The sequence below is a fragment of the Micromonospora coerulea genome (assembly GCF_016598485.1).
Classification (GTDB): Bacteria; Actinomycetota; Actinomycetes; order Mycobacteriales; family Micromonosporaceae; genus Micromonospora; species Micromonospora coerulea.
Genome location: NZ_JAEMUW010000026.1, coordinates 22,187 through 44,556, shown reverse-complemented (window position 1 = coordinate 44,556; position 22,370 = coordinate 22,187). Strand labels below are relative to the sequence as shown.

At 73.8% G+C, this 22,370-nt stretch carries 20 protein-coding genes, 1 tRNA gene and 3 pseudogenes; 14 read left to right on the top strand and 10 right to left on the bottom strand.

Going from position 1 to position 22,370, the window contains the following annotated elements; all coding sequences use genetic code 11:
* Positions 1-106 precede the first annotated feature (106 nt).
* A complete protein-coding gene (locus tag I8N68_RS26620; protein WP_200215234.1) occupies positions 107-529 on the top strand; it encodes a hypothetical protein in 423 nt (140 codons plus the stop codon).
* 66 nt (positions 530-595) lie between these two features.
* On the opposite strand, the gene I8N68_RS26615 is transcribed toward I8N68_RS26620, so the two are convergent.
* From I8N68_RS26615 to I8N68_RS26605, 3 genes and pseudogenes are all read right to left on the bottom strand, one after another.
* The gene (locus I8N68_RS26615; RefSeq protein WP_504739825.1) at positions 596-2,884 is read right to left on the bottom strand and encodes a HelD family protein; all 2,289 of its coding nucleotides are present in this window, start codon (positions 2,882-2,884) and stop codon (positions 596-598) included.
* Between the two features lie 173 nt (positions 2,885-3,057).
* A pseudogene (locus I8N68_RS26610) lies at positions 3,058-4,563 on the bottom strand (glycoside hydrolase family 15 protein); the annotation flags it as partial.
* Between the two features lie 143 nt (positions 4,564-4,706).
* Positions 4,707-5,831, bottom strand: a complete 1,125-nt coding sequence (locus tag I8N68_RS26605; RefSeq protein WP_200215233.1) for a LolA family protein — start codon at positions 5,829-5,831, stop codon at positions 4,707-4,709.
* A gap of 95 nt (positions 5,832-5,926) precedes the next feature.
* Between I8N68_RS26605 and I8N68_RS26600 the strand changes: the two genes are divergently transcribed.
* Together I8N68_RS26600 and I8N68_RS26595 are read left to right on the top strand one after the other, a co-directional pair.
* Positions 5,927-6,583 carry a response regulator transcription factor gene (locus tag I8N68_RS26600; protein ID WP_200215232.1) on the top strand — a complete coding sequence of 219 codons (657 nt, stop codon included), beginning with the start codon at positions 5,927-5,929 and terminating at the stop codon, positions 6,581-6,583.
* A gap of 47 nt (positions 6,584-6,630) precedes the next feature.
* A pseudogene (locus I8N68_RS26595) lies at positions 6,631-8,052 on the top strand (ATP-binding protein); the annotation flags it as partial.
* 166 nt (positions 8,053-8,218) lie between these two features.
* Here the strand turns inward: I8N68_RS26595 and I8N68_RS26590 are convergent.
* Both I8N68_RS26590 and I8N68_RS26585 read right to left on the bottom strand, forming a co-directional pair.
* Complete coding sequence (locus I8N68_RS26590; RefSeq protein ID WP_200215231.1) at positions 8,219-9,817, bottom strand: tetratricopeptide repeat protein; 1,599 nt, start codon at positions 9,815-9,817, stop codon at positions 8,219-8,221.
* Positions 9,818-9,874: 57 nt separating this feature from the next.
* Positions 9,875-10,336, bottom strand: a complete 462-nt coding sequence (locus I8N68_RS26585) for a MarR family winged helix-turn-helix transcriptional regulator (RefSeq protein WP_200215261.1) — start codon at positions 10,334-10,336, stop codon at positions 9,875-9,877.
* Between the two features lie 50 nt (positions 10,337-10,386).
* Here I8N68_RS26585 and I8N68_RS26580 point away from each other — a divergent pair, with 50 nt between their 5' ends.
* Entirely contained in the window at positions 10,387-10,908 is a 522-nt protein-coding gene (locus tag I8N68_RS26580; protein ID WP_200215230.1) for a VOC family protein, read from the top strand.
* A 24-nt stretch (positions 10,909-10,932) separates the two neighbouring features.
* Positions 10,933-11,829, top strand: coding sequence for a hypothetical protein (locus I8N68_RS26575; protein WP_200215229.1), 897 nt, complete (start codon positions 10,933-10,935; stop codon positions 11,827-11,829).
* Positions 11,830-11,980: 151 nt separating this feature from the next.
* Here the strand turns inward: I8N68_RS26575 and I8N68_RS26570 are convergent, their stop codons facing one another.
* A complete protein-coding gene (locus tag I8N68_RS26570) occupies positions 11,981-12,160 on the bottom strand; it encodes a DUF4236 domain-containing protein (protein WP_200215228.1) in 180 nt (59 codons plus the stop codon).
* A gap of 244 nt (positions 12,161-12,404) precedes the next feature.
* Here I8N68_RS26570 and I8N68_RS34340 point away from each other — a divergent pair, with 244 nt between their 5' ends.
* The 6 genes and pseudogenes from I8N68_RS34340 to I8N68_RS33200 all read left to right on the top strand — a co-directional run.
* A complete protein-coding gene (locus I8N68_RS34340) occupies positions 12,405-12,482 on the top strand; it encodes a putative leader peptide (RefSeq protein ID WP_349881247.1) in 78 nt (25 codons plus the stop codon).
* Between the two features lie 156 nt (positions 12,483-12,638).
* Complete coding sequence (locus I8N68_RS26565; RefSeq protein WP_200215227.1) at positions 12,639-13,643, top strand: ABC transporter substrate-binding protein; 1,005 nt, start codon at positions 12,639-12,641, stop codon at positions 13,641-13,643.
* The gene (locus I8N68_RS26560) at positions 13,640-14,479 is read left to right on the top strand and encodes an ABC transporter ATP-binding protein (protein ID WP_200215226.1); all 840 of its coding nucleotides are present in this window, start codon (positions 13,640-13,642) and stop codon (positions 14,477-14,479) included. Before I8N68_RS26565 ends, I8N68_RS26560 begins: the two co-directional genes overlap by 4 nt.
* Positions 14,472-15,461, top strand: coding sequence for an ABC transporter permease subunit (locus I8N68_RS33205; protein ID WP_307812987.1), 990 nt, complete (start codon positions 14,472-14,474; stop codon positions 15,459-15,461). Before I8N68_RS26560 ends, I8N68_RS33205 begins: the two co-directional genes overlap by 8 nt.
* A complete protein-coding gene (locus I8N68_RS26545) occupies positions 15,458-16,021 on the top strand; it encodes a flavin reductase family protein (protein ID WP_200215225.1) in 564 nt (187 codons plus the stop codon). The genes I8N68_RS33205 and I8N68_RS26545 overlap by 4 nt, the downstream gene beginning before the upstream one ends.
* Positions 16,003-16,392 (top strand): annotated as a pseudogene (locus I8N68_RS33200) (nitroreductase family protein); the annotation flags it as partial. The gene I8N68_RS26545 and the pseudogene I8N68_RS33200, both read left to right, overlap by 19 nt.
* 421 nt (positions 16,393-16,813) lie before the next feature.
* Here I8N68_RS33200 and I8N68_RS26535 read toward each other — a convergent pair.
* The 3 genes from I8N68_RS26535 to I8N68_RS26525 form a co-directional block, all read right to left on the bottom strand.
* Complete coding sequence (locus I8N68_RS26535) at positions 16,814-17,269, bottom strand: RrF2 family transcriptional regulator (RefSeq protein ID WP_200215224.1); 456 nt, start codon at positions 17,267-17,269, stop codon at positions 16,814-16,816.
* 9 nt (positions 17,270-17,278) lie between these two features.
* A complete protein-coding gene (gene tnpB / locus I8N68_RS26530) occupies positions 17,279-18,658 on the bottom strand; it encodes an IS607 family element RNA-guided endonuclease TnpB (RefSeq protein ID WP_200215223.1) in 1,380 nt (459 codons plus the stop codon).
* Between the two features lie 345 nt (positions 18,659-19,003).
* The gene (locus tag I8N68_RS26525) at positions 19,004-19,936 is read right to left on the bottom strand and encodes a helix-turn-helix transcriptional regulator (RefSeq protein ID WP_200215222.1); all 933 of its coding nucleotides are present in this window, start codon (positions 19,934-19,936) and stop codon (positions 19,004-19,006) included.
* A 157-nt stretch (positions 19,937-20,093) separates the two neighbouring features.
* Here I8N68_RS26525 and I8N68_RS26520 point away from each other — a divergent pair, with 157 nt between their 5' ends.
* Positions 20,094-20,870 (top strand): glucose 1-dehydrogenase, encoded by a 777-nt coding sequence (locus I8N68_RS26520; RefSeq protein ID WP_200215221.1) that lies wholly within the window; start codon positions 20,094-20,096, stop codon positions 20,868-20,870.
* An 85-nt stretch (positions 20,871-20,955) separates the two neighbouring features.
* Here the strand turns inward: I8N68_RS26520 and I8N68_RS26515 are convergent, their stop codons facing one another.
* A complete protein-coding gene (locus I8N68_RS26515) occupies positions 20,956-21,387 on the bottom strand; it encodes an SsgA family sporulation/cell division regulator (RefSeq protein ID WP_007457244.1) in 432 nt (143 codons plus the stop codon).
* 294 nt (positions 21,388-21,681) lie between these two features.
* On the opposite strand from I8N68_RS26515, the gene I8N68_RS26510 reads away from it, so the two are divergent.
* Together I8N68_RS26510 and I8N68_RS26505 are read left to right on the top strand one after the other, a co-directional pair.
* Positions 21,682-22,224: a TIGR02611 family protein gene (locus I8N68_RS26510; protein WP_200215220.1), complete on the top strand. Its 543-nt coding sequence runs from the start codon at positions 21,682-21,684 to the stop codon at positions 22,222-22,224.
* Positions 22,225-22,276: 52 nt separating this feature from the next.
* Positions 22,277-22,348 (top strand) — tRNA-Val (locus I8N68_RS26505).
* Positions 22,349-22,370: the final 22 nt, after the last annotated feature.

Genomic DNA, 22,370 nt, shown 5'->3' with positions numbered 1-22,370 from the left:
GGCGGGAGTCGTCCCGGTGAACCCCGGGGGACGACCGGATCCGGGGGTTTGGCCGGCGGGTCGTCGGGCACGCAGAAAGATCCGAGAGAGCTGCGAGGTGGTTGACGTGCGTGAGGACGACATCCGGCAGGACGCCGCCCGCCGGGCCGAGGACCGGATCGCCGGCGGCGTGTACGGCAAGGGCGCGCTCGACGAGGTCACGGTGCCGCAGACCGACGTGGAGCGAGTGCGCCAGGAACTGGACCCGGACGACCCGGCGCATGTCCGGATCGATCCGCAGGTCCTCCGGGACGGCGGACCGACCCGGGGTCAGGGTGCGGTCACCACGACCGGCGGCACCGCCGGCCCGGCCAGCGCGCGCCGGGTCGCCCGGCAGCCGGAGCGGCACCCGGGCAAGGTCGCCCCGACCACCACCGGGGACGCCACCACCGGCGGGCTGAGCACCCCGGCCGGCGGCTCGACCAGCGACGCGTCGTCGAACGGCAGCCAGGTCGGCAACTTCACCAACGACCAAGCCAACCCCGGCTGAGCCGGCCGACCGCACGGTCCACCAGGACGTGGTGGCCTCCGCCCCGGAGGCCACCACCTGGGCCGGTCAGGCGGGGCGGAGGATGCCGAGGCGCTGGGTGGCCCGGGTGAGGGCGACGTAGAGGTCGCTGTGCCCGCGCGGGGACTCGGCCACGATCCGCTCCGGATCCACCACCAGCACCGAGTCGAACTCCAGCCCCTTGGCCTGCCCGACGGTGAGCACCACCACCCGGTTCTCCAGTTCCGGCTGCTCGCCGACCGCGGCCTCGGGCAGGGCGGCGGTGACCGCGGCGCCCAGCTCGGCCACCCGGCCGGCGGGCACGATCACGCCGAGCCGCCCGTCGTCGAGACCGGACGCCTCCCGCGTGGTCGCCTCGACCAGTTCGACGGCGAGCCGGTCCGGTTCGACGGTACGGTCCCACGGCGGCAGGCCGCTGGCGCGGACCGACCGGGGCGGCCGGAGCGCGGGGTCGATCTCGGCGAGCACCTCGGCGGCGACCGCCATGATCTCGGCGGGGGTCCGGTAGCTGACGGTCAGCTCCTCCAGCCGCCAGCGCCGGGCCACGTACGGCTCCAGCGCCTCCTGCCAGGAGGGGGTGCCGACGAGCGCGCCGGTCTGCGCCACGTCGCCGACGATCGTCATCGAGCGGCTCGGGCAGCGGCGCATCAGCAGCCGCCAGGCCATCGGCGACAGCTCCTGCGCCTCGTCGACGATGACGTGCCCGAAGGCCCAGCTCCGGTCGGCGGCGGCCCGCTGGGCCGTGGTCAGCCGTTCGGACTCCTCCTGCCGCTCCGACAGCCGGTCGGCGTCGATCAGGTCGGTGACGCCGAGGATCTCGCCGCCGTCCGCCTCGTCCTCGACGTCGATGGAGCGGGAACCCCGCCAGATCTCCAGCACGCCCTCGGCGTACTCCCGCTCGAAGGCGCGGATCCGCTCCCGGCGGGCCGTCGCGGCGCGCTCGTCCTCGCCCAGCAGCTCGGCGGCCTCGTCGAGCAGCGGCACGTCGGCCGGCGTCCAGCCGCCCGGCTCCCGGTGCAGCGACGCCCGCTCCGCCTCGGTGAGCATCGGGGCGGCGGTGGCGATCCGGTCCGGCGCGGCGTACAGGTCGGCGAGCAGCCGCTGCGGGGTGAGCACCGGCCAGAGCTCGTCCAGCACGGCCCGCACCTCCGGCTCCTCGCGCAGCTCCCGGCGGATCTCGGCCAGGTCAGCCTCGGAGAGCAGGTTCTCCCCGCCGAGCGGGTCGGCGCCGATGCGCTCGGCGACCTGGGCGGCGAGCGCGTGCACGATCTCGATGTCGAACAGCGCCCGGGCCAGGTTGTGCGGGCGGCCCGAGCGGCGGACCCGCTCCCGGGCCTCCCGGACGGTCGCCGGATCGAGGGTGAGCAGCTCCCGCTGCGGCAGCTCGATCTCCAGCGGCTCGTCCGGCACCCACTGCCGGTCGCGTACCGCGGCGGCGAGCACCTCGGTCATCACCGCCCGGCCCTTGAGCGCCGCCGTCTCCGCCGGCTCGCTCCGCCGGGCGCTCACCCCGGGAAAGAGGTCCGCCGGGGTACGCAGCAGCACGCCCGTCTCGGCCAGTGTGGGCAGCACCTGGGAGATGTAGCGCAGGAAGGTGGCGTTCGGCCCGACCAGCAGCACGCCCCGGCTGGAGAGCTGCTGCCGGTGGGTGTAGAGCAGGTACGCGGCCCGGTGCAGCGCCACCGCGGTCTTGCCGGTGCCGGGGCCACCCTGGACGACCAGCACTCCGGGCAGGTCGGCCCGGATGATCCGGTCCTGCTCGGCCTGGATGGTCTCGACGATGTCGCGCATCCGGCCGGTCCGTCCGGCGTTGAGCGCGGCGAGCAGGGACGCCTCGCCGGTCACCTCCTCGTGGGCGGTGGGGGAGGCGGTGGCGAGGTCCAGCACCTCGTCGTTGAGCCCGGTCACCTTCCGCTGCCGGGTGCGCAGGTGCCGCCGCCGGCGTACGCCCTGTGGGTTGGCGGCGGTGGCGAGGTAGAACGCCCGGGCGGCCGGCGCCCGCCAGTCCATCAGCAGCGGGTCGTAGTCGCCGCTAATGTCGAAGATGCCGATCCGGCCGATGTAGCGCGCGGAGCCGTCGCCGCCGTCGAGGCGGCCGAAGCAGAGGCCGTTCTCCACCGCCGAGTACTGCTCGACCTGGTCGGCGTACATCTGGACGGCCGAGTCCCGCTGGGAGCGGGCCTGCAGCGTGCCGCCGGTGGTACGCAGCTCGGCGGCGAGCCGGTCGGCGGCCTGGTCGCGCATGCCGTCCAGCCGGTCGTAGAGCATCGAGACGTATTCCTGCTCGCGACCGATCTCGTCGTCCTGGTGCAGCTCTCCGGTGGAGTGCGTTGACAAGCCGGCTCCTCATAAGCTAAGGTGGTCAAAGGAATGGCCCGCAGGGGTCGTTCCTTTTTGTGTTTGAACTGAGAAAGATACCGCGCGGCTGGCCGGCGGACCAAGCCTGCCCGGCCACCCGCGCCCACGTCACATCCCCCCGCCACCGCCCCTGACCGGCGCGACCCGGCGGGTCACGGACGGGCGTCGAGCAACTGGTCGAGGCGCACGGCGGCGCTGATCAGTGAGAGGTGGCTGAACGCCTGCGGGAAGTTGCCGATCTGCTCGCCGGTGGGTGCGATCTCCTCCGAGTAGAGCCCGAGGTGGGTGCTGTAGGTGAGCATCTTCTCGAAGGTCAGCCGGGCGTCGTCGAGCCGGCCGGACTGGGCGAGGGCCTGGACGTACCAGAACGTGCACATGGTGAAGGTGCTCTCGTTGCCGGGGAGGCCGTCGGGTGAGGCGTTCGGGTCGTACCGGTAAACCAGGCTGTCGGAGACCAGTTCCGCGTCCATCGCCCGCAGGGTCGACTGTCACATCGGGTCGGTGGGCGGCAGGAACCCGACCGCGGGCATGGCGAGCAGCGCCGCATCCAGCACGTCGTTCGCGTAGTGCTGCACGAAGGCGCCACGTCGCGGGCTGAAGCCCCGCGCCATGATCTGTTCGTAGATCTGGTTGCGGGTGCTCGCCCAGCGGCTGGTGTCGCCGGGCCTTCCCCGCCGGTCCACGAGGCGGACGGCTCTGTCGAGGGCCACCCAGGACATCAGCCGCCCGTAGGTGAAGTCCCGGCGGCCGCCCCGGGTCTCCCAGATCCCGTCCTCGGGCTGGTCCCAGTGCTCGCAGAGCCAGTCGATCAGGCGCACCGTGTTCATCCAACCCCGGTGCGTGCTCTGCAGGCCATGATTGTCGGCGACGTACAGGGAGTTGAGCGCCTCGCCGTAGATGTCGAGTTGCAGTTGTTGCGCCGCGCCGTTGCCCACCCGCACGGGAGCCGATCCCCGGTAGCCCTCGAGGTGATCCAGCACCTCCTCGGCCAGATCGGGTGAGCCGTCGACGCGGTACATGATCTGCAGGGGTACGCCGCCCTCGTCGGCGTCCCGGATCCGGTCGTCCACCCAGTGCATGTACTGCCGGGCTTCTTCGGTGAAGCCCAGGCCGAGCAGCGCGTGCACGGAGAACGACGCGTCCCGGATCCACGTGTAGCGGTAGTCCCAGTTGCGTTCCCCGCCGATCTGCTCCGGCAGCCCGGCGGTGGGGGCGGCGATGAGCGCGCCGGTCGGCGCGTACGTCATGAGCTTGGGCGTCATCGCGGACCGCTCGACCATCTCGCGCCACCGGCCGGCGTACCGGGAGCGGTCGAGCCAGCGCCGCCAGAAGTCGCGGGTCTGGTCGAGCATCTCCCGTGCCTCGTCGGGGGTGAAGGGCCGGGGTGGATCGGGGGACTGCGCGGTCTCCAGGACCACCCCGCCGGCCTCGCCCTCGCGGAGCGTGGCGACCACCGAGATGCCCTCGGTGGTCCGCTGCACCTCCCTTTGGTCGCGCAGGCTCTCGGCGTAGCGGGCGGGACTGAGGGTGAGGGAGAGGGCGGGAGTCCGGAAGACGCTGCCGCCCGGGTGGACGTCGAGCTCGTGTGGGTCGCGCCCGTAGTTGAACCGGGGTCGGCAGTCGACCCGGAACCGCATGGTGCCCCGGACCATCCGGAGCCCCCCTGCCTCGACGGGACAAACCCCGCGGAAGGCAATTCGAGGACGTAAGGCCTCGCCCGGCGGTTCGTGGGCGAAGCCGACGCGGCCCGGGGCCGGAACGGCGTCCGCCGTCCCGGCCCCGGGCCACGTGTCGCGCCGGATCAGCCCCGCGCCGCCTGGTAGAGCCGTTCCGGGGTGACCAGTCCGGCGAGCACCCGGCCGTCGTCGGTGAGCAGCACGCTGAACAGCTTCCCGCTCAGCAGCCGGCCGCTGCCCCAGTCGCCGCTGACCTTCGGCAGCGCGCCGAGCAGCCCGGCCGCCTGATCCGCGGCCGCCCGGTCGCCGGCCGTGCCGGCGTCCGCCTTGGCGGCGCCGCCGGTGCGGCCGGTCGCGTCGAGCCGCGCCACCAGCACCGTGGTCCAGCCCGTGCCGACGGTACGCACGTCCGTGCCGTCCGGCCGGGCCTTGTCCGCGCCGGTCTTCCCATCGCGCCAGGCCCGCCCAGCGGACTCCTCGGTCACCTTCACGCCCGGCGGCGGGTTGAACCGGAACTGGTCCGCCGCGGGCCGGCCGAAGTCGACCTGGGTGAAGGCCACCTCGAAGGCCGGCTTGTCCGCGCCGTCGGCGAGCACCTCGAACCGCAGCGGCACGTGCTCCTTGGCGTCGAGGGCGATCCGCACCTGGTGTACCAGGGAGTCGGCGTCGCGCGGGGTGAGCACCAGCTCGTAGGCGTCCCGTCCGGCGACCCGGGCGGACCGGCCGACGGTGACCGCGGTGGTCGGGTCGATCGCCGCGAGCGCCTGGTCGGCGGCGTCGGCCGGCGTGGCCGGCAGCGACGGCGGCCCGTCCTGGCCCGCCGGCAGGGTGCGGTGCGTGGCGGTGTTGGTCCGGCTATCCCAGGCCCACAGGTCGCGGCCGTCGCGGATCAGGTCCCGCTCGCCGAGGGTGTCGAGCAGCGCGACCCGCTGCCGTTCCTCGCCGGAATACCAGACGCGCAGGGTGTGGGTGCCGGTCAGCAGGGTGGTCAGTTCGTTGCCGCCGGCCAGGCCGGCGAGGTTGGCCAGCGCCGGCAGCCCCAGGTCGGCCCGCTGCACCACGGTGCCGGAGAGCCCCTCGAGGCGGGACGTCTGCAAATCGACCAGGAGCTGCGCGGCGGTGCGCGGGGGCAGCGCCGGGTCGGCGTCGGCGGCGAACGTGCCGACGGCGGCCCCGCCACCGATCACGGCGACCCCCGCGGTCACCGGGACCAGCCAGCGCAGCACCGTGCGGTTCTTCAGTACGGACATGTGGACACCTCCTGACCACCATGCTGCACCCCGGTGGCTGTGAGGGCGCTGAGGAGATCCCCTACGGGGTGTCGCCCGAGTGGCACCCTTGAGGCGTGCGGGTGCTGGTGGTGGAGGACGAGGCGCGGCTGGCGGCCGCGGTGCAGCGCGGGCTGCAGGCCGAGGGCTTCGCGGTGGACGTGGCGGCCACCGGCCCGGCCGGCCTGGAGGCCGCCCGGCACGGCGGCTACGACGCGATGATCCTCGACGTGATGCTGCCCGGCCTCTCCGGGTACGAGGTGGTGCGGCGGCTCCGGGCCGAGGAGCGGTGGCTGCCGGTGTTGATGCTGTCGGCCAAGGACGGCGAGTACGACCAGGCCGACGGGCTGGACTGCGGCGCCGACGACTACCTCACCAAGCCGTTCTCGTACGTGGTCCTGCTGGCCCGGCTGCGGGCGCTGCTGCGCCGCGGCGCGCCGGAACGCCCCGCCGTGCTTGCCGTGGGTGACCTGCAGCTCGACCCGGCGCGGCGGCGGGTGACCCGCTCCGACGTCGAGGTCGCCCTGACCACCCGCGAGTACGCCCTGCTCGACTACCTGATGCGCCATCCCGGCCAGGTGGTCTCCAAGACCGAGCTGCTGGACCACGTCTGGGACGCCAGCCTGGAGACCGCGCCGAACGCCGTCGAGGTTTACGTCGGCTACCTGCGCCGCAAGATCGGCCGGGAGCGCCTGGAGACGGTCCGCGGCGCCGGCTACCGGTTGGCCACGTGAGCCGGCCGCGCCGGCTGCGGCGCCACCTCGGCCTGCGGGCGCGGCTGATGGCCATCGGCGTGCTCGGACTGGCCGTGGGGCTGGCGCTGGGCGGGGCGCTCCTGCTCGGCGCGCTCGGCTGGACCCTCCAGCGCACGGTGGACGCCGAGGCGTTGCGAACGGCGGACGCGGTCGCGCTGCTCGCCACGCAGGACGTCCTGCCCGACCCGCTGCCCGTGGCCGGCGGCCAGCTGCGGGTGCAGGTGATCGACGCGCAGGGGCGGATCCGCGCCGCCTCGATCGACGCCGACCGGCTCACCCCGATGCTCCGCCCGGACCAGCTCGAACCGGGGACCCGGCAGCGGCTCGTCGTCGGCGGGCAGCGGCTCGGCCTCGACGGCCCGGTCCGGGTGGTGACCGTGCCGGCCGGCCCGCCAGGGGAGCCGCTGACCGTGCTGGTCGGCAAGTCGATGGCGGACGTGCGACACAGCCTGGATATCGTCCGCACCCTGCTGCTGGTCTGCTTCCCGCTGCTGGTCGCCGGCCTGGCCGTGGTCGCCTGGCGGGTGATCGGCGCGACCCTGCGCCCGGTGGAGGCGCTGCGCAGCGGCGCGGCCGAGATCACCGGACGGGCCGGTGCCGGCCGGCTGCCCGTGCCCGCGGCACGCGACGAGATCCACCGCCTGGCGGTCACCCTCAACGACATGCTGGACCGGCTGGAGTCGGCCCGGGACCGGCAGCGGGCGTTCGTCGCCGACGCCGCGCACGAGCTGCGCAGCCCGCTGACCACCATGCGTACCGAGCTGGAGGTGGCCCGGCGGCTCGCGGACCGTACGGACTGGCCAGCGGTGGCCGACAGCCTGCTCGCCGACACCGAGCGGCTGGCCCGGCTCGTCGACGACCTGCTGCTGCTGGCCCGGCTGGACGAGGCGGCCGGCGCGGGCAACGGGTCGCCGCGGCGGACGGTGGGGCCGGTGGAGCTGGGCGAGCTGCTGCGGGGGGTGGCCGGCCGCCAGTCCTCCCCGCCGGTGCGGCTGCTGCCGCCGGCGGCACCGGCGTGGACGGAGGGGGACCCGGACGAGCTGCGCCGGATCGTCACCAACCTGGTCGACAACGCCGTCCGGCACGCCCGGTCCCGGGTCACCCTGACCGTCACCGGCCCGGGCGGCGGCCCGCACCCCGCCCCGCCCGCGGGGCCGGAGCCGTCCGCCGGTCCGCGCCGGGCCGCGCCCGGGCAGCGCCCGGCGGCCGAGTCGCCCGGTCCGGTGGGCGGCCGGGCGTACCAGCTGGTGACGGTGACCGACGACGGGCCGGGCATCCCGGCGGCGGACCGGGAGCGGGTCTTCGACCGGTTCACCCGCCTCGACGACGCGCGGACCCGCGATGACGGCGGTGCCGGCCTGGGGCTGGCCATCGTCCGCGAGCTGGTCCGCCGCGCCGGCGGCACCGTCGAGCTGGGCGATGCCGACGCCGCCGCGGGCGGGGCGGCCGTGCCGACGACGGCGCCGCCGGTCGTCCCGACGGGCGCGCCGGGCGGCGGGGACGGCGCGGTGGCGGAGCTGGCCGCCCCGCCGGCCGTCGCGGCGCCGTCCGGCCCGGGGTTGCGGGTGCGGGTGTGGCTGCCCGCCCTGGACGAGCCGGACGCCGGCTGAGCGCTCAGCGGCGGCGGGTGCAGACCGGCGCCGCGCGGGCCACCGTGTCGGTCGACCAGACCAGCGCGACGGTGAAGCAGTAGTCGGTGGTGCGGCTGAGGCCGTACGCGATGTAGCTGTCGGTGCCGGCCGGCAGCTCCTCGAAGGTGCGCTGCCCCTCGCCGGCCCGCCCCCCGGCGATCACCACCGGCCCCTCCGCGCCGGCTGGGTACGTCCAGCGCAGCGCGATGCTGTCCCGCCGGTCGGTCAGCCGTACCGCCCCGGGTGGGGTGCCGGGGGAGGCGGGCGGCGCGGCGCGGGGCGTACCGGTGGCCGGCGGGACGCTGGTCGGCACGCCGGTCGGGACGCCGGTGGTGGCCGGCGGGGACGGCGGGGCGTTGCGTCCACCGTCCACCCGGGACACCCCGGCGATCACCGCGCCCGTGCCGAGGAGCACCACGACCACCCCGGCCGCGGCCAGCGGCAGCCAACGGTTGGCGCGCGGCTCGGGCTCGGGCGGGCGGGGCACGTGCACCGGCAGGTACCGCGACGACGGCTCCGGCTCGGCGGCTCGGGGTACCCGGCGGACGCCGTCCGGCTCGTCGCCGGTGAGGCCGACCACCGTCGGGGGCAGCGCACTATCCCCGGCCCGGTACACGTCGTCGAGCTGCTCCTCCGGCGGCCACCAGTCATCCCCGGCCAGGTCGTCGAACGGCTCGTCGGACTCGGGTGGCAGCCGCTGGGTGGGCACGTTCGGATGCGAGTTGGCCGCCGCCCGGTCCGGCGGGTGGTAGAGCGGCGGCTCGGGCGGCTGGTACGGCGGCGGCTCGGCGGGCGGGTACGGCGGTGCCTCGGGGGGACCCTCGGCGGCCGGTGGCACCCGGGCGGCCGGTACGACGGGCGCCGGCGGGGCGGGCGGTTCCGGGTCGGCGCAGACGTGGTCCGGGTCGGCCGCCGCCCGGGACAGGGCGGCCACCTGCGCGGCGAGCGGGTCGTCGGCGGCGAGGTGCAGCCGGCAGAGCTCCTCGGCGAGGGCCAGGTGCTCGTGCGAGTCGGTGTACCGGCCGCAGTCGCGTTCCATCGCGCCGAGCTTGGCGAGCATCTTGATCCCGCTCGGGTGGTCGTCGCCGTACACCTCGCGGAGCAGCTCCCAGGCGTCCTGGAGGCGGTCCCGGGCCACCTCGCACTGGCCCCGGGCGTACTCCACTGTGGCCAGGTCGGCGTGGGCGGCCAGCACCCGCATCGACTCCGGGCCGTCGCGGGCGGTCAGCTCGATGATGACGTCGGAGTAGAGCCGCGCGGCGCGGGCGTCGCTGCCGACCCGGTGCAGCACGGCGGCCAGGGTGGCGGCGGCGGCGACCGTCCGATCGTCGGAGCGGCCGTAGAGCCGGGTGGCCGCCGCGTACGCGAAGGCGGCCCAGCCGCGGGCGGAGTGCGGCTCGCCGAGCGCGACCAGCACCCGCGCCTGGAGCCCCGCGGCGTCGGCCAGCTCGGGGGAGGCGTTGGCCGGGCGGGGATCGGCGTCGGTGAGCGCGTCGGCGAGCAGTCGCTGCGCGCCGGCGAGGTCGCCGGCGGACACCAGGTGGTGCGCCTGGACAGTCAGTTCGCCGAAGCCGGAGGGCACGCCCCATCGTGGCCGGCCGGCGACGGTAAGTACAACCCCTGGGCCGGCCTTGATCGGTCAGGAACCGGTCAGGTGGTCGGCCAGGGTCTCGCTGATCCGCCGAAGCTGGTCGACCTGGGCCGGGCTGAGCGCGTCGAACAGGTGCCGGCGGACGCCCTCGACGTGGCCGGGCGCGGCGGCGGCCAGGGCGGCGAAGCCGGCGTCGGTGAGGACGGCGAGCTGCCCGCGCCGGTCGGTGGGGCACTCCTCGCGGTGGATCCAGCCGGCCGCCTCCAGCCGTGCGGCGGCGTGCGAGAGCCGGCTGCGGGACGAGCCGGTCGCCTCGGCCAGGTCGCTCATCCGCAGCCGTCGCTCGGGGGTCTCGGAGAGCCGGACCAGGATCTCGTAGTAGGCGTGCGGCATCCCGGCGTCGCGTTGCAGCTCGCGGTCGAGGGTGTCCATCAGCGCCCGGGAGGCGGTCAGGAACGCCCGCCAGGTCCGCTGCTCGTCGGGGTTCAGCCACCGGGTCATGACACCCATCATAGCCGTACTGGTTGAACGCTCAACTAAACCGCGCTACCGTGGTGGTCATGGGAATCCACCGGCTCAACCACGCGGTCCTGTACGTCAGCAACCTTGAGCGCAGCGTCGCCTTCTACCGCGACGTGCTGGGCTTCCGTCCGGTGGCGATGACCCCGGACGGGTTCCGCGGCGCGGCCTTCCTCCAGGCCCCCGACTCCACCAACGACCACGACCTCGGCCTGTTCGAGATCGGTGCGGCCGCCGGCCGCTCGCAGGCCGGCCGGGCCACCGTCGGCCTCTACCACCTGGCCTGGGAGCTGGACACCCTGGACGAGCTCGCCGCCACCGCCGAGCGGCTCGCCGCGGCCGGCGCCCTGGTCGGCACCTCCGACCATGGCACCACGAAGAGCCTCTACGGGCAGGACCCGGACGGGCTCGAATTCGAGATCGTCTGGATCATCCCGGCCGACCTGCTCGACGACGAGGCCCTCGCCGCCCGCAAGCGGATCGGCCGGCTCGACATCGACAAGGAGCGGCGGCGTTACGGCGGCCAGACCCGCGGCGGGGTGGGGATCTCCGTACCGGCCTGACCGGCCGTGCGGTAGAACGGCAGGATGTCCACCGACGCCGTCCTGCGCGAGCTGCTCGTCCGGCAGCTCGACCACTGGCTCCCGGGAGCGCTGCACCGCTCCCGGCGGGCCACCCTCGCCCTCGCGTACGCCGGTGGTGACGCCGGCGGCGCGGAGGCGGCGCTGCGGGTGGTGGCCGAGTTCGCCGACCGGTTGCGCGGCCGGCGGCTGACCGTGCTGGTCCTCGCCGAGGCCGCCGACCTGCCGGCCCGGCTCGGTCCGGTGGAGGCCGGCCTGTCCGCGGACGTCGCGGTGCACGTGGTGCCCGGCCACCCGGACCGGCTGCCGGTGGTGCTCAAGGCCGCCGGCGCGGCCGGCGCGCCGCTGCTGACCGTCGTCGACGGCGGCGCGCCCACCCCGGCCCTGCTGGCCGCCGCCGCCAGCGGCAAGCCGGCCGAGCTGCTGCTGGTCACCGCCGCCGGCCAGTCGCCGCGGCCGGCCCTGACGGCCGCCGGCTTCCCGCTGCTGACCGAGGTCGAGCTGGTGCCCACCGACGGCTCCCCGGCCCGGCTGCTGGCCTTCGCCACCGGCTCGGATCGCAGCCTGGAGGCGGTCAAGGAGGCGCTCTGGGCAGTCGACGAGTACGCCGGGGTCCGCTACCGCGACCCGGCCGACCCGGCGGGACGGCTGCTGGACATCACCCTCGACCCGGAACCCGGGCCGCTGCGCCGGGAGCTGCTCGCCGAGCTGGCCCGCTCCGGCCCGCGTACGGTGACCGAGCTGCGCCGCTTCACCCTCACCTCGACGGTCTACCGGGCCGCCGACGCGAACCGGGCGCTGACCTCCCTGCTCGCCTCCGGCGCGGCGACCCGGGACCCGGAGCACGGCCGGCTCGGCGGCGAGGTGCTGATCAGCGCCGCCTCGGACACGAACGCCGGGTAGCTGCTGCTGCTGTTGTTGCTGCTGACCAGGCGGGACACACTGACCCGGACCCAGTAGGACACCAGGTCCGGTCGGCCGGAACGCCCAACCCGGCACCGTACGCCGAGCGGGATGCCGGTGAGCCACCGGCATCCCGCTCGACCTCGGGACGTCACGCCCGGGTCTTGTCCTGCTTCCACGAGAGCGGCCCCGGCAGGTCCACGCGGTGGGCGCGGGACTTCGAGTTCCAGGACCACCTGCCGATCTTGATGCTCCAGGAGGAGTAGCCGTTCTCGGTGAAGTTCAGCACCAGCGGGCCGTACTTCTGACGCTTGCGGAACTGAATGCCCATCACGGGTTCCTCTCGTCATCTCCCTTGCCCCTGCGCATCGAACATGCCCGAAACCCCGTTTCGCGAAACCCGGTCGGTCCGTACTGGACGGTGCCCTGGGCGCCCGCCAGAATCTCTACTCAACGGGTAGGTGTTAAGGAGTGGTAAGTGCTGGCGGAGGCGGGTGGTAACAAAGCAGGGGACGCGCATCTCACTCTGTGGAAGGGCGTTGACCGGGCTGGAGAACGGCCGGCAGCATGAGGGCATGTCGCAGCGGGACGAGCTTCTCCTCACCGCTCGCGTGCACGTCGACCTGGTCCGGCATGCGAGCGCGCTCTGTTGAGCTGACCGGTTCCACCGGCCCGGCTCCCCGCCGACTCACCTCCTCCGCCCGTCCGCTCCCGTCGCCGGCGCACCGTCGCCCGGCCCGGCGCGGCGTGCCGTCGCGCCCCTCGTGGGCTTCCTCCACCGCATCGTGGACAGATCAGGAGACCCCTCCATGGCCGCACCCCGTCAACCGCTGCGCCGTACCCTCGCCGCCGCCGTCGCCCTGCTCACCCTCGCCGCCGGCGGCAGCCAGGCCACCGAACTGCGCTACCGGGGCTCGGTCGGTCAGGTGACCCTCCCCGAACTCGCCGCCGACCTCGGCTACCTCGGCGACGTCAGGCTCAACTGGATCGGCAACGTCACCGGCGGTCCCGCCGACATCCAGGCCACCGCCACCGGGCAGAGCGATTTCGGCGGCGCGTTCAACGGCGCCATCGTCAAGCTCGCCGCCGCGAACGCCCCGATCACCGCCGTCGTCAGCTACTACGGCTCCGACGCGCAGACCTTCCAGGGCTACTACGTGCTCGACGGAAGCCCGATCCGCGGCCCGCGCGACCTGATCGGCAGGAAGGTCGGCATGAACACCCTCGGCGCGCACGCCGAGGCGGTGCTGAAGACCTGGCTGGTCAAGGGCGGACTGACGGCCGAGGAGATCGCCAAGGCCGAGCTGGTGGCGCTGCCGCCGGTCAACACCGAGCAGTCGCTGCGGCCGCGGCAGATCGACGTCGCCGTGCTCGGCGGGGTGATCCGCGACAAGGCGATCGCCAACGGCGGCATCCGCCCGGTCTTCACCGATTACGAACTGCTCGGCGCGTTCAGCGCCGGCAGCTACGTGTTCCGCGACGACTTCATCAAGCGCAACCCGGAAACAGTCAAGGCGTTCGTCACCGGGGTGGGCCGGGCGATCGAGTGGGCGCGGACCCAGCCGCGGCAGACCGTGGTGGCCCGTTTCGAGTCCATCATCGCCAAGCGCGGCCGCAACGAGGACCCGTCGCTGGTCCGCTACTGGAAGTCCAGCGGCGTGGCCGGCCAGGGCGGCGTGATCGCCGACCGGGAGTTCGCCACCTGGATCGACTGGCTCGCCGACGCGGGGGAGCTGAAGGGCGCCAAGCCAAAGCCGTCGGACCTCTACACCAACCGGTTCAACGGCCTCCCGAGCGGCGGAGGTGGGGCGTGAGCACCGACAAGATCCTCTTCGACCGGGTGACCAGGACCTTCGACGTCCGCGGTGGCCGGCGCACGGGCGCCGGCGCGGTCACCGCCCTCGACGAGCTCACCCTCGCGGTACGCCCCGGCGAGTTCCTGGTCGTCGTCGGCCCCAGCGGCTGCGGCAAGTCCACCCTGCTCGACCTGCTCGGCGGCCTGCCCACGCCGACCAGCGGCCGGATCCTGGTCGACGGGCAGCCGGTCACCGGGCCCGGCCTCGACCGAGGCATCGTCTTCCAGCAGTACGCGCTGCTGCCGTGGCGCACCGCCGCCGGCAACGTCGGGTTCGGGCTGGAGGCCAAGGGGGTGCCCCGCGCCGAGCGGGCCGAGCTGATCGCCGCGCACCTCGACCTGGTCGGGCTGACCGGGTTCGCCGACCGTTACCCGCATGAGCTGTCCGGCGGCATGAAGCAGCGCGTCGCCATCGCCCGCAGCCTCGCGTACGACCCGGACGTGCTGCTGATGGACGAGCCGTTCGCCGCGCTCGATGCGCAGACCCGCGACTCCCTCCAGGACGAGCTGGTCCGGATCTGGCAACGCACCGGCAAGACCATCGTGTTCATCACCCACGGCATCGACGAGGCCGTCCACCTCGGCCAGCGGGTCGCCGTGATGACCTCCCGCTCGGGGCGGATCAAGCAGGTCATCGACATCGAGCTGGGGGACCGGGACGCGGTCGAGGACGTCCGCTCCTCCGATGCCTTCCGGCACCACCGGCACCAGATCTGGACCCTGCTGCGCGACGAGGTCCGCGCCGCCCGGTCCGCCGAACGCCCCGCCGTACTCCAGGAGGCCCGCCGTGGTTGACATCGCCGAACGTCCCGCCCGGCTGGCGGCCCCGGCCGCCGTGCCCCCGCCGGCACCCGCCGGCCCCGGACCCACCCGGCCCGCCCGGCTGCTCGGGCTCGGCGGCCGGGCGCTGCACCGCAGCGCCGCGCTACTCGCCCTCGCCGCCGGCTGGGAGGCCGTGCCCCGGGCCGGGCTGGTCGACCGGGTCTTCCTGCCGCCGCTGTCGGAGGTCCTCACCGCCTGGTGGGCGCTGCTGCGCGGCGGACAGCTCGCCGACCACGTCGGGGCCAGCCTCACCCGGTCGCTGACCGGGCTGGCCCTGGCGGTGCTCACCGCCATCCCGCTGGGGCTGCTGATCGGCTGGTACCGGCCCCTGGCGGACCTGCTCAGCCCGCTGCTGGAGGTGTTCCGCAACACCGCCGCCCTGGCGCTGCTGCCGGTCTTCGTGCTCATCCTCGGACTGGGGGAGACCTCCAAGATCGCCCTGGTGCTCTACGCCTGCTCCTGGCCGATCCTGCTGAACACCATCGCCGGAGTGAAGGGCGTCGACCCGCTGCTGATCCGCTCGGCCCGCTCGATGGGGCTGAACCACCTGCGGCTGTTCCAGAAGATCATCCTGCCGGCGGCGGTGCCGACCGCGGTGCAGTCCCACCAGAGCCGCTACCAGCTCGTCGTCGAGCTGGCCCGCCGGGAGAACCTGACCATCCGGCAGCTCATCGGCCGGCTCGGCGGCGGCCGCGGGCACCGGGTGGTCGCCGGCACCCCGGAACAGATCGCCGACCAGATCGAGCTGTGGTTCACCCAGGGCGCCGCCGACGGCTTCAACGTCATGCCACCACTGCTGCCCCATGGACTGGAGGCCTTCGTGGACCACGTCGTGCCGCTGCTGCGCGAGCGCGGCCTGTTCCGGCCCGAGTACACCGGTCGTACGCTGCGCGAGCACTACGGGCTGCCCCGCCCGGCCAGCACATACGCCGGCCGAGAGCTGGTGACGGCGTGACCACGGTGGACCGGCCGGGGGCCGGCGCCGTCGAGCTGCGCCCGGTCGACCCGGACCTGCTCCGCGCCCTGCTGCGCCGGCAGGCGTCCACGGTCACCGTGGTCACCGCGCCCGGGCTGGCCGCGAACCGGCACCTGCCGGCGCTGCCGCCGGCCGGGTTCACCGCCACCTCGTTCACCTCGGTGTCGTTGGATCCGCCGCTGGTGTCGTTCTGCCTCGGCCGGGAGTCGTCGAGCTGGCCCACCGTCGAGCGGGCCGAGCACCTGGCGGTGCACCTGCTCGCCTCCGGCCAGCAGGAGGTGGCCCGGACCTTCGCCACGAGCGGCATCGACCGGTTCGCCGCCCACCCGGGCTGGACCCTGGGACCGTTCGGGGTGCCGCTGATCGACGACGCCCTGGCCGTGCTGCTCTGCCGGGTGGTCCGCCGGATCGAGGCCGGCGACCACACCATCGTGCTCGGCGAGCCCCTCGCGCTGGGCACGGGAGAGGACGGCGACCCGCTCGTGCATCACCGTGGCGGCTACACCACCACGTTCGGCCCGTGGCCGTCGCCGTGGTGACCGCCGCGGCGGCGGAGGACCTGCTCGCCCTCGACCGGACCGCCCAGGACCTGCTGTTCCGGGCGGCCCGGACGGCCAACGCCTTCACCGACGAGCCGGTCGACGACGCGCAGGTCCGGGCGATCCACGACCTGGTCCGGTACGGCCCGACCGCGCTGAACGCCCAGCCGCTGCGGGTGCTGCTGCTGCGCTCGCCCGAGGCGCGGGCCCGGCTGCTGCCGTACGTCAGCGCGGGCAACCGGGACAAGACGGCGACGGCGCCGCTGGTCGCGGTGCTCGCCGCGGACATCGACTGGCACGAGCGGCTGCCGGAGGTGTTCCCGCACCGACCCGGCGCCCGGGACTGGTTCGCCGACGAGCCGGCCGGCCGGGAGGCGCAGGCCCGGCTCAGCGCGGCGCTGCAGATCGGCTACTTCCTGGTCGGCGTGCGTGGCCCGCGGCGGACGCCTGGCGGGAGTGGCTGCCCCGGCTGGACTACGCCGAGGTGTTCCGCACGCTGTGACGCCGCCCGGCGGCCGCCTCGACGCCGGCCGGTGGGCACGCCCGTCCGAATCCGCGGTGCCGATGGGGCGGGCGGGGGAGTGGGGTCGGCTCGCTATGGAGCTGATGTCGCAAACGAATCGGCGCGGGACGGGCCGGCAGCCAGCCCCGTCGGCGCAGCGACCCGGGCCGGCGCAGCGACCCGCAGTGGCGCAGCGACCCGGGCCGGCGCAGCGACCCGCGGCGGCGTGTCGCTGAGCCACGCCGGCGCAGCCGCCCGCGACGGCGTGCCGCGGTCGGGACCGGTCAGGGTCAGCGGGGCTCCCAGGCGTCGGGGCGGGCGATCAGCTTGCGGACGTGCCCGGGCAGCTTGCCGCTGGCCATCTCGGCGAGGCTCACCTCGTCGACGACCTGGCGGACGGCGGCGCGGACGGCCACCCAGAGCCGGGGCAGGTTTTCGGCCGCGCCCGCGTAATGCGTCTCCTCGGGGCGCAGCCCGCGGACGCCGGCCAGCGGGCCGTCGACGGCGCGGAGGATCTGCCCGATGGTGATGTCGCGGGGCGGGCGGGCCAGGGTGTAGCCGCCCTCCGCACCACGCTGGGCCCGGACGATCCCGGCCCGGCGCAGGTCGGCCAGGACGGCCTCGAGGAACTTCCGGGGCATGTCCTGTTCGGCGGCGATGGCCTGGGTGGACAGCAGGGCGGGGTACGCGGTGGCCAGGCTCAGGGCCGCCCGGACCGCATAGTCGCCGCGCGCGGAGATCTGCACCGTTTCCTCTCAGTGGACTGTGGTAAGTCCGTGGTTGGAAGTCCCGCCTTGCGGCGGAACGGTCCCGGTCTTGCCCGCCGCAGCGGTGCCGGGTTGACGCTTCACGGCCACCGGCCCGCTGGGGCGGGTCTTATGGTCGGCTCCACGTCCGGCCACCGGGCCACTCCCGGCGGTGGTGACCTCATGCGCGAGTGCGGCGAGGTTGCGTGCGGCGTTAATGTCCCGGTCGAGGGTCAGGCCGCAGATGGTACAGGTGTAGGTGCGCTCGGACAGGGCCAGCTTGGTTTTCACCGCGCCGCAGCCCGAGCAGGTCTTCGAGGACGGATACCAGCGGTCGGCCACGACCAGCCGACTGCCGTACCACCCGGTCTTGTAGGCCAGTTGCCGGCGCAGTCCGGCGAACGCTGCGTCGGCGATGTGCCGGGCCAGCCGCCGGTTACGCAGCATCCCGGCCACGTTCAGATCCTCAACCACGATCGTGCCGTACTCGCGAACCAGCCGGGTGGTGAGCTGGTGCAGCCCATTACGACGCAGATTCGCCACCCGGGCGTGCGCCCGGGCTACCTGTCTACGGGCAGCCTCCCACCGCTTTGACGCGCGAAGGCCGGTCCGCCGATCGGGGCCGACCCGGCGGGACATCCGACGAGCAAGCCTGCGCATCCGCCGGGCCGCGCCATCGAGGTGACGGGGATTCGGCACCAACTCGCCCGTGGACAGCACGGCGAGATGCCTCACACCCACGTCCAACCCGACCGTCGCGTCCGGTCGCGCCGGACTGCGGTCTCGACGGTCGACCTGGACGCAGAACGCGACGTGCCACCGGCCGCCCTGGAAGCGGATCGTTGCAGACAAGATCCGGGCGGTCCCGGCCTCGAGGCGGCGGGCGAGCTTACGGGTCGACTCGTGGGTCTTGAGCCGGTCCAGCCGAGGCAGCACGACATGCTTGCGGTCCGGCTCGATGCGAATCGTGCCGGTGGTGAACCGCACCGTTGGTGTCGACCGGCGACGCGACTTGAACCGGGGAAAGCCGACCGGCCGCCCGGCACGTTGACCAGACCGCGAATCGGACCAGTTCTTCAAAGCCCGCGCCAAGGCGTCCAGGCCGGTGTTGAAGGCCTCCTTTGAACACTCCGCCCACCACGGCGCCACCTCCGACTTGGCCTGATTCCACGCCTTGCGCAGGGCAGGAAGCGACCAGCCCACGGCAGGGGTAAGGTCTGCAACGGCGATTCCGTAAGAGCGTTCGGCGGCCCGCTGATCCATCACCGCCTTCACCATGGCCAACGCCCAATTGTGCGCTACGCGTGCCGCGCCCGCATGCGCCCGCACCGCCCGCTCGTGCGCCGTAGTCAGGTCCAGCGCAAACCGGTACGCCTGAATCGTCTTCACCCTGGGCCGTCTCCCGTGGCGCCATCCACAACGCGGCTGTTGCGGATCATCGACGAGCGACGCCCGCACAACGACGTCAGGAGCTCCATCATGTCCCGCACACGGACCCCGTCAAGCTCTGCCGGTCCCACCAGCAGCCTGCGACCCTGCGTCGCTGACGGCGACGTCAGGGTACCCATGGCCGAACCGGACACATCCATCGACGCCGATGATTCGACCACCCGGCGAGCCGCCACCGGCATATCCCTTCCCGAAACCACCTGCACATCGCGGCGCGACGCACGGCTTCGCGCTCCGCCCACTGTTGCAACCTCACCAGATCATCACCACGAATACACGCAACAATCAGTTGGAGGCCCTGCCATCATGCCTCGCCAGGGCGGGCGTTGGGTCGGCGGGCGGGCGGGGGCGCACCATCCGGACCGGTAGGGGGTGTTCCCGGGCGGCCCGGAAGGCCCCGGGGCTGACGCCGACCTCACGGGTGAAGAAGCGGCCGAAGTTTGTCGGCTCGGGGAAACCGAGCCGCCGGCCGATCCGGGCGATCGGCTCGTCGGTGGCGGCGAGCAGCCGGCTGGCCTGCAACGCCACCCGCTCGTCGATCACCTGCTTGGCGCTGCGGCCGGTCACCGCCAGGCAGGCCCGGGTGAGGGTACGCACCGAGCAGCCGAGCTGCGCGGCGTAGTCCTCGACCCGGCGGGTGTGCTGGTAGCCCCGCTCGACCTCCCGGCAGAGCCGGTGGAAGGTCTCCGACTCAGGGCGCGGGGCCGGCCGCTTGCCGGTGTCGCCGAGCAGGGTCAGCCGTAGCAGCAGCACGGCGAGCTGGTGCCGCAGCAGCGCCCGGGCCGCGGGCTGCTCCCGGTGCCGCTCCGCGTCCACCACCAGCTGGGTGACCTCGCCGATCACCGCGTCCTCGTCCTCGCCGGCGAGCTGCCGGTACGCCGGCACCGCGTCCGGGTCGACGTCCAGCCCGCGCAAGGTCCCGGCGCCCCAGCGCACCACCGTCGCGTCGAGGTGGGCGCCGAGGCAGCGCAGCACCTGGCCCGGGCGGGCCCGCACGATGGTGCCCGGCCGGCAGGGCAGCGCCCGGAAGTCCAGCTCGGCGCTGCCGTGTCCGCCGGTGACCAGGATCAGCAGGTCGGCGTCGAGCAGCACGGGGCGACGCCAGCCGAGCTCTGGCGTGAGATCGCCGAGCGCCCCGGTGGCGATGTCGTCGGGGTCCACCGCGACGGTGGACAGGTCGGTACGGGTGGCCGGGGGGAGCTGACCGGGAGTGACCATCGGTTCGACGTTAGCCGCCCCCTGCGCAGCTTGCATCTCGGCGGTGGACGGCAGGTACGGGCTTGTCCCCGCCGTCACGCGCCGACTAGGTTACCGATCGGTAGCGCCTGGGCCGGCGGACCACGCCGCGGCCCCGCCGACTCGCGATGGGATGGACATGACGGATCTGTTCTCGGTCGGAGGCAAGACGGTCCTGGTCACCGGCGGTTCGCGGGGTATCGGGCTGATGATCGCCCGGGGTTTCGTGCAGGCCGGCGCGACGGTCATCATCTCCTCGCGTAAGGCCGATGTCTGCGAGCGGGTGGCCAAGGAGCTCTCCGCCGAGGGGCAGTGCACGGCGATCCCCGCCGACCTCAGCCAGGACGAGGGCGCGCAGCGGCTGGCCGCCGCCGTCCGGGAGCGCACCGACCGGCTCGAGGTGCTGGTCAACAACGCCGGCGCGACCTGGGGCGCGCCGTTGGAGGACTATCCGGAGGCCGCGTTCGACAAGCTCTGGGCGGTCAACGTCAAGGCCGTCTTCCGGCTCACCACCGCGCTGCTGCCGGCGCTACGCGCGGCAGCCAGCGCCGACGACCCGGCCCGCGTGATCAACATCGGGTCGATCGACGGCCTCCGGGTCCCGTTCATGGAGGTGTACGCCTACTCGGCGACCAAGGCGGCCGTGCACATGCTGACCCGCAGCCTCGCGCATCAGCTCGCTGGCGAGCAGATCACGGTCAACGCGATCGCGCCGGGGCCGTTCGAGAGCAAGATGATGGCCTTCGCGCTGGACGACCCGGCGTCCCGGTCGGCGATCGAGCAGCAGGTGCCGCTGCGGCGGATCGGGCGTCCCGAGGACATGGCGGGCACCGCGATCTACCTGTCGTCCCGCGCCGGGTCGTACCTGACCGGCGCGGTGATCCCGGTCGACGGCGGGATCACCACGCACGGCTGAGGCCGGCACGCCCACGGCGTACCGGATCGGTGGTGGCCGGAGCCGCGCGGACTCGGCAGATCCGCGCGGCCCCGGGGTTGCGTTGTCAGCGGCCGGCGAGCAGCCGGTTCACCGCCGTGTCGACGTCCAGGTGCTCGGCCTCGCGGCCGCGCGGGACGACGACGTAGGTCCGGCGCAGGAAGCGCACGAGCACGCTGCGCGGGACCTCGAAGAGGGCGTTGCCGTCCGGGGACGACAGCGCGAGTGCGACGAAGTCGCCGCGCGGCGTGGCCCACGGCCACACCCGGACGTCGCCGATGCCGGCCGGCTCATCGAGCCCGGTGACCAGCAGTTCGCGCGCGAACGACCAGCTCACCGCCTCGCCGCCGGCGGATTCGGCGTGGAACAGGACATGGACCGCATACGGGTCAGCAGGGTCGTAACGCAGACTGGCACGCACCGGCAATGCGGTGGCGTCAGGCGCGACGAGCCTTAGCGACGTCTCGACCTCTACGGTCGTCGGTCGGATGACACTCATGGACGTTCTCCCCCCGGCACCGCTGCGGAACGCGCGTGTCCCGCTTTTCCCATACTCAGGTGCTACTCCTGGCTACGCTCCGCCATACGCTGACTTCACCCAGTGGTGGGAAGGGGGTCGGAAAGGCCGCGAGAATGTGAAAATTCTTGTAGGATTTCCGGTTCCGCCCGAACCGTGGTGCCGCCCGGCAGCGGGTGGTTCAGTCGTCGACTTACTCCGGTAACGTCCAGTCCTCTGCGGGGGTGACGGTCCCGGGCCACACTGGGGGTGGAAATGGTCAGGCGGGGTTCCGCGATGGATCCGACGACCATGGCCGGCCCACCGAAAGGAGTGGCCCGAGCAGCCGAAAGGCGGGGGTACGTGGTGTCGACGGAGCCTTCCGAGGGCCCCTCCCGCGGCCCTTCCTCCGCCTCCGGGGTCGCCGTCGCCCGGAAGCCCCACAGCGGCTGGCGGGGGCGGCTACACACCACCCTCGACCTCATCCGGGCCAACCCCACCGGCCGGGTCGCCCTCAAGATCTTCATCGGCATCGCCGGCGCCATCGTCGTCACCGTCGGTGTCGCGCTGATCCCGCTGCCCGGACCCGGCTGGCTGCTGGTGATCGCCGGGCTCGGCATCTGGGCGGTCGAGTTCCACTGGGCGCGGCGGCTGCTCGGCTTCACCCGCCGACACGTGCACGCCTGGACCCGCTGGGTGACCAGCCGATCGCTGCCGGTCCGGTTGGCGCTCGGCGCCGTCGGGCTGGTCTTCGTGTTGGTGGTGGTGTGGCTGTCGCTCAAGTACAGCCTCGGCATCGACCTGGTGGCCCGGGTGATGCGCTACCTCGCGACGCACTGAAGACCCGGGTTTTTGGTCTCGGTTCTCGATCGGGTAGAGTCATCGGCGCTGAGGGCGATTAGCTCAGCGGGAGAGCGCTTCGTTCACACCGAAGAGGTCACTGGTTCGATCCCAGTATCGCCCACGCAGCTCAAAGGCCACTTCCC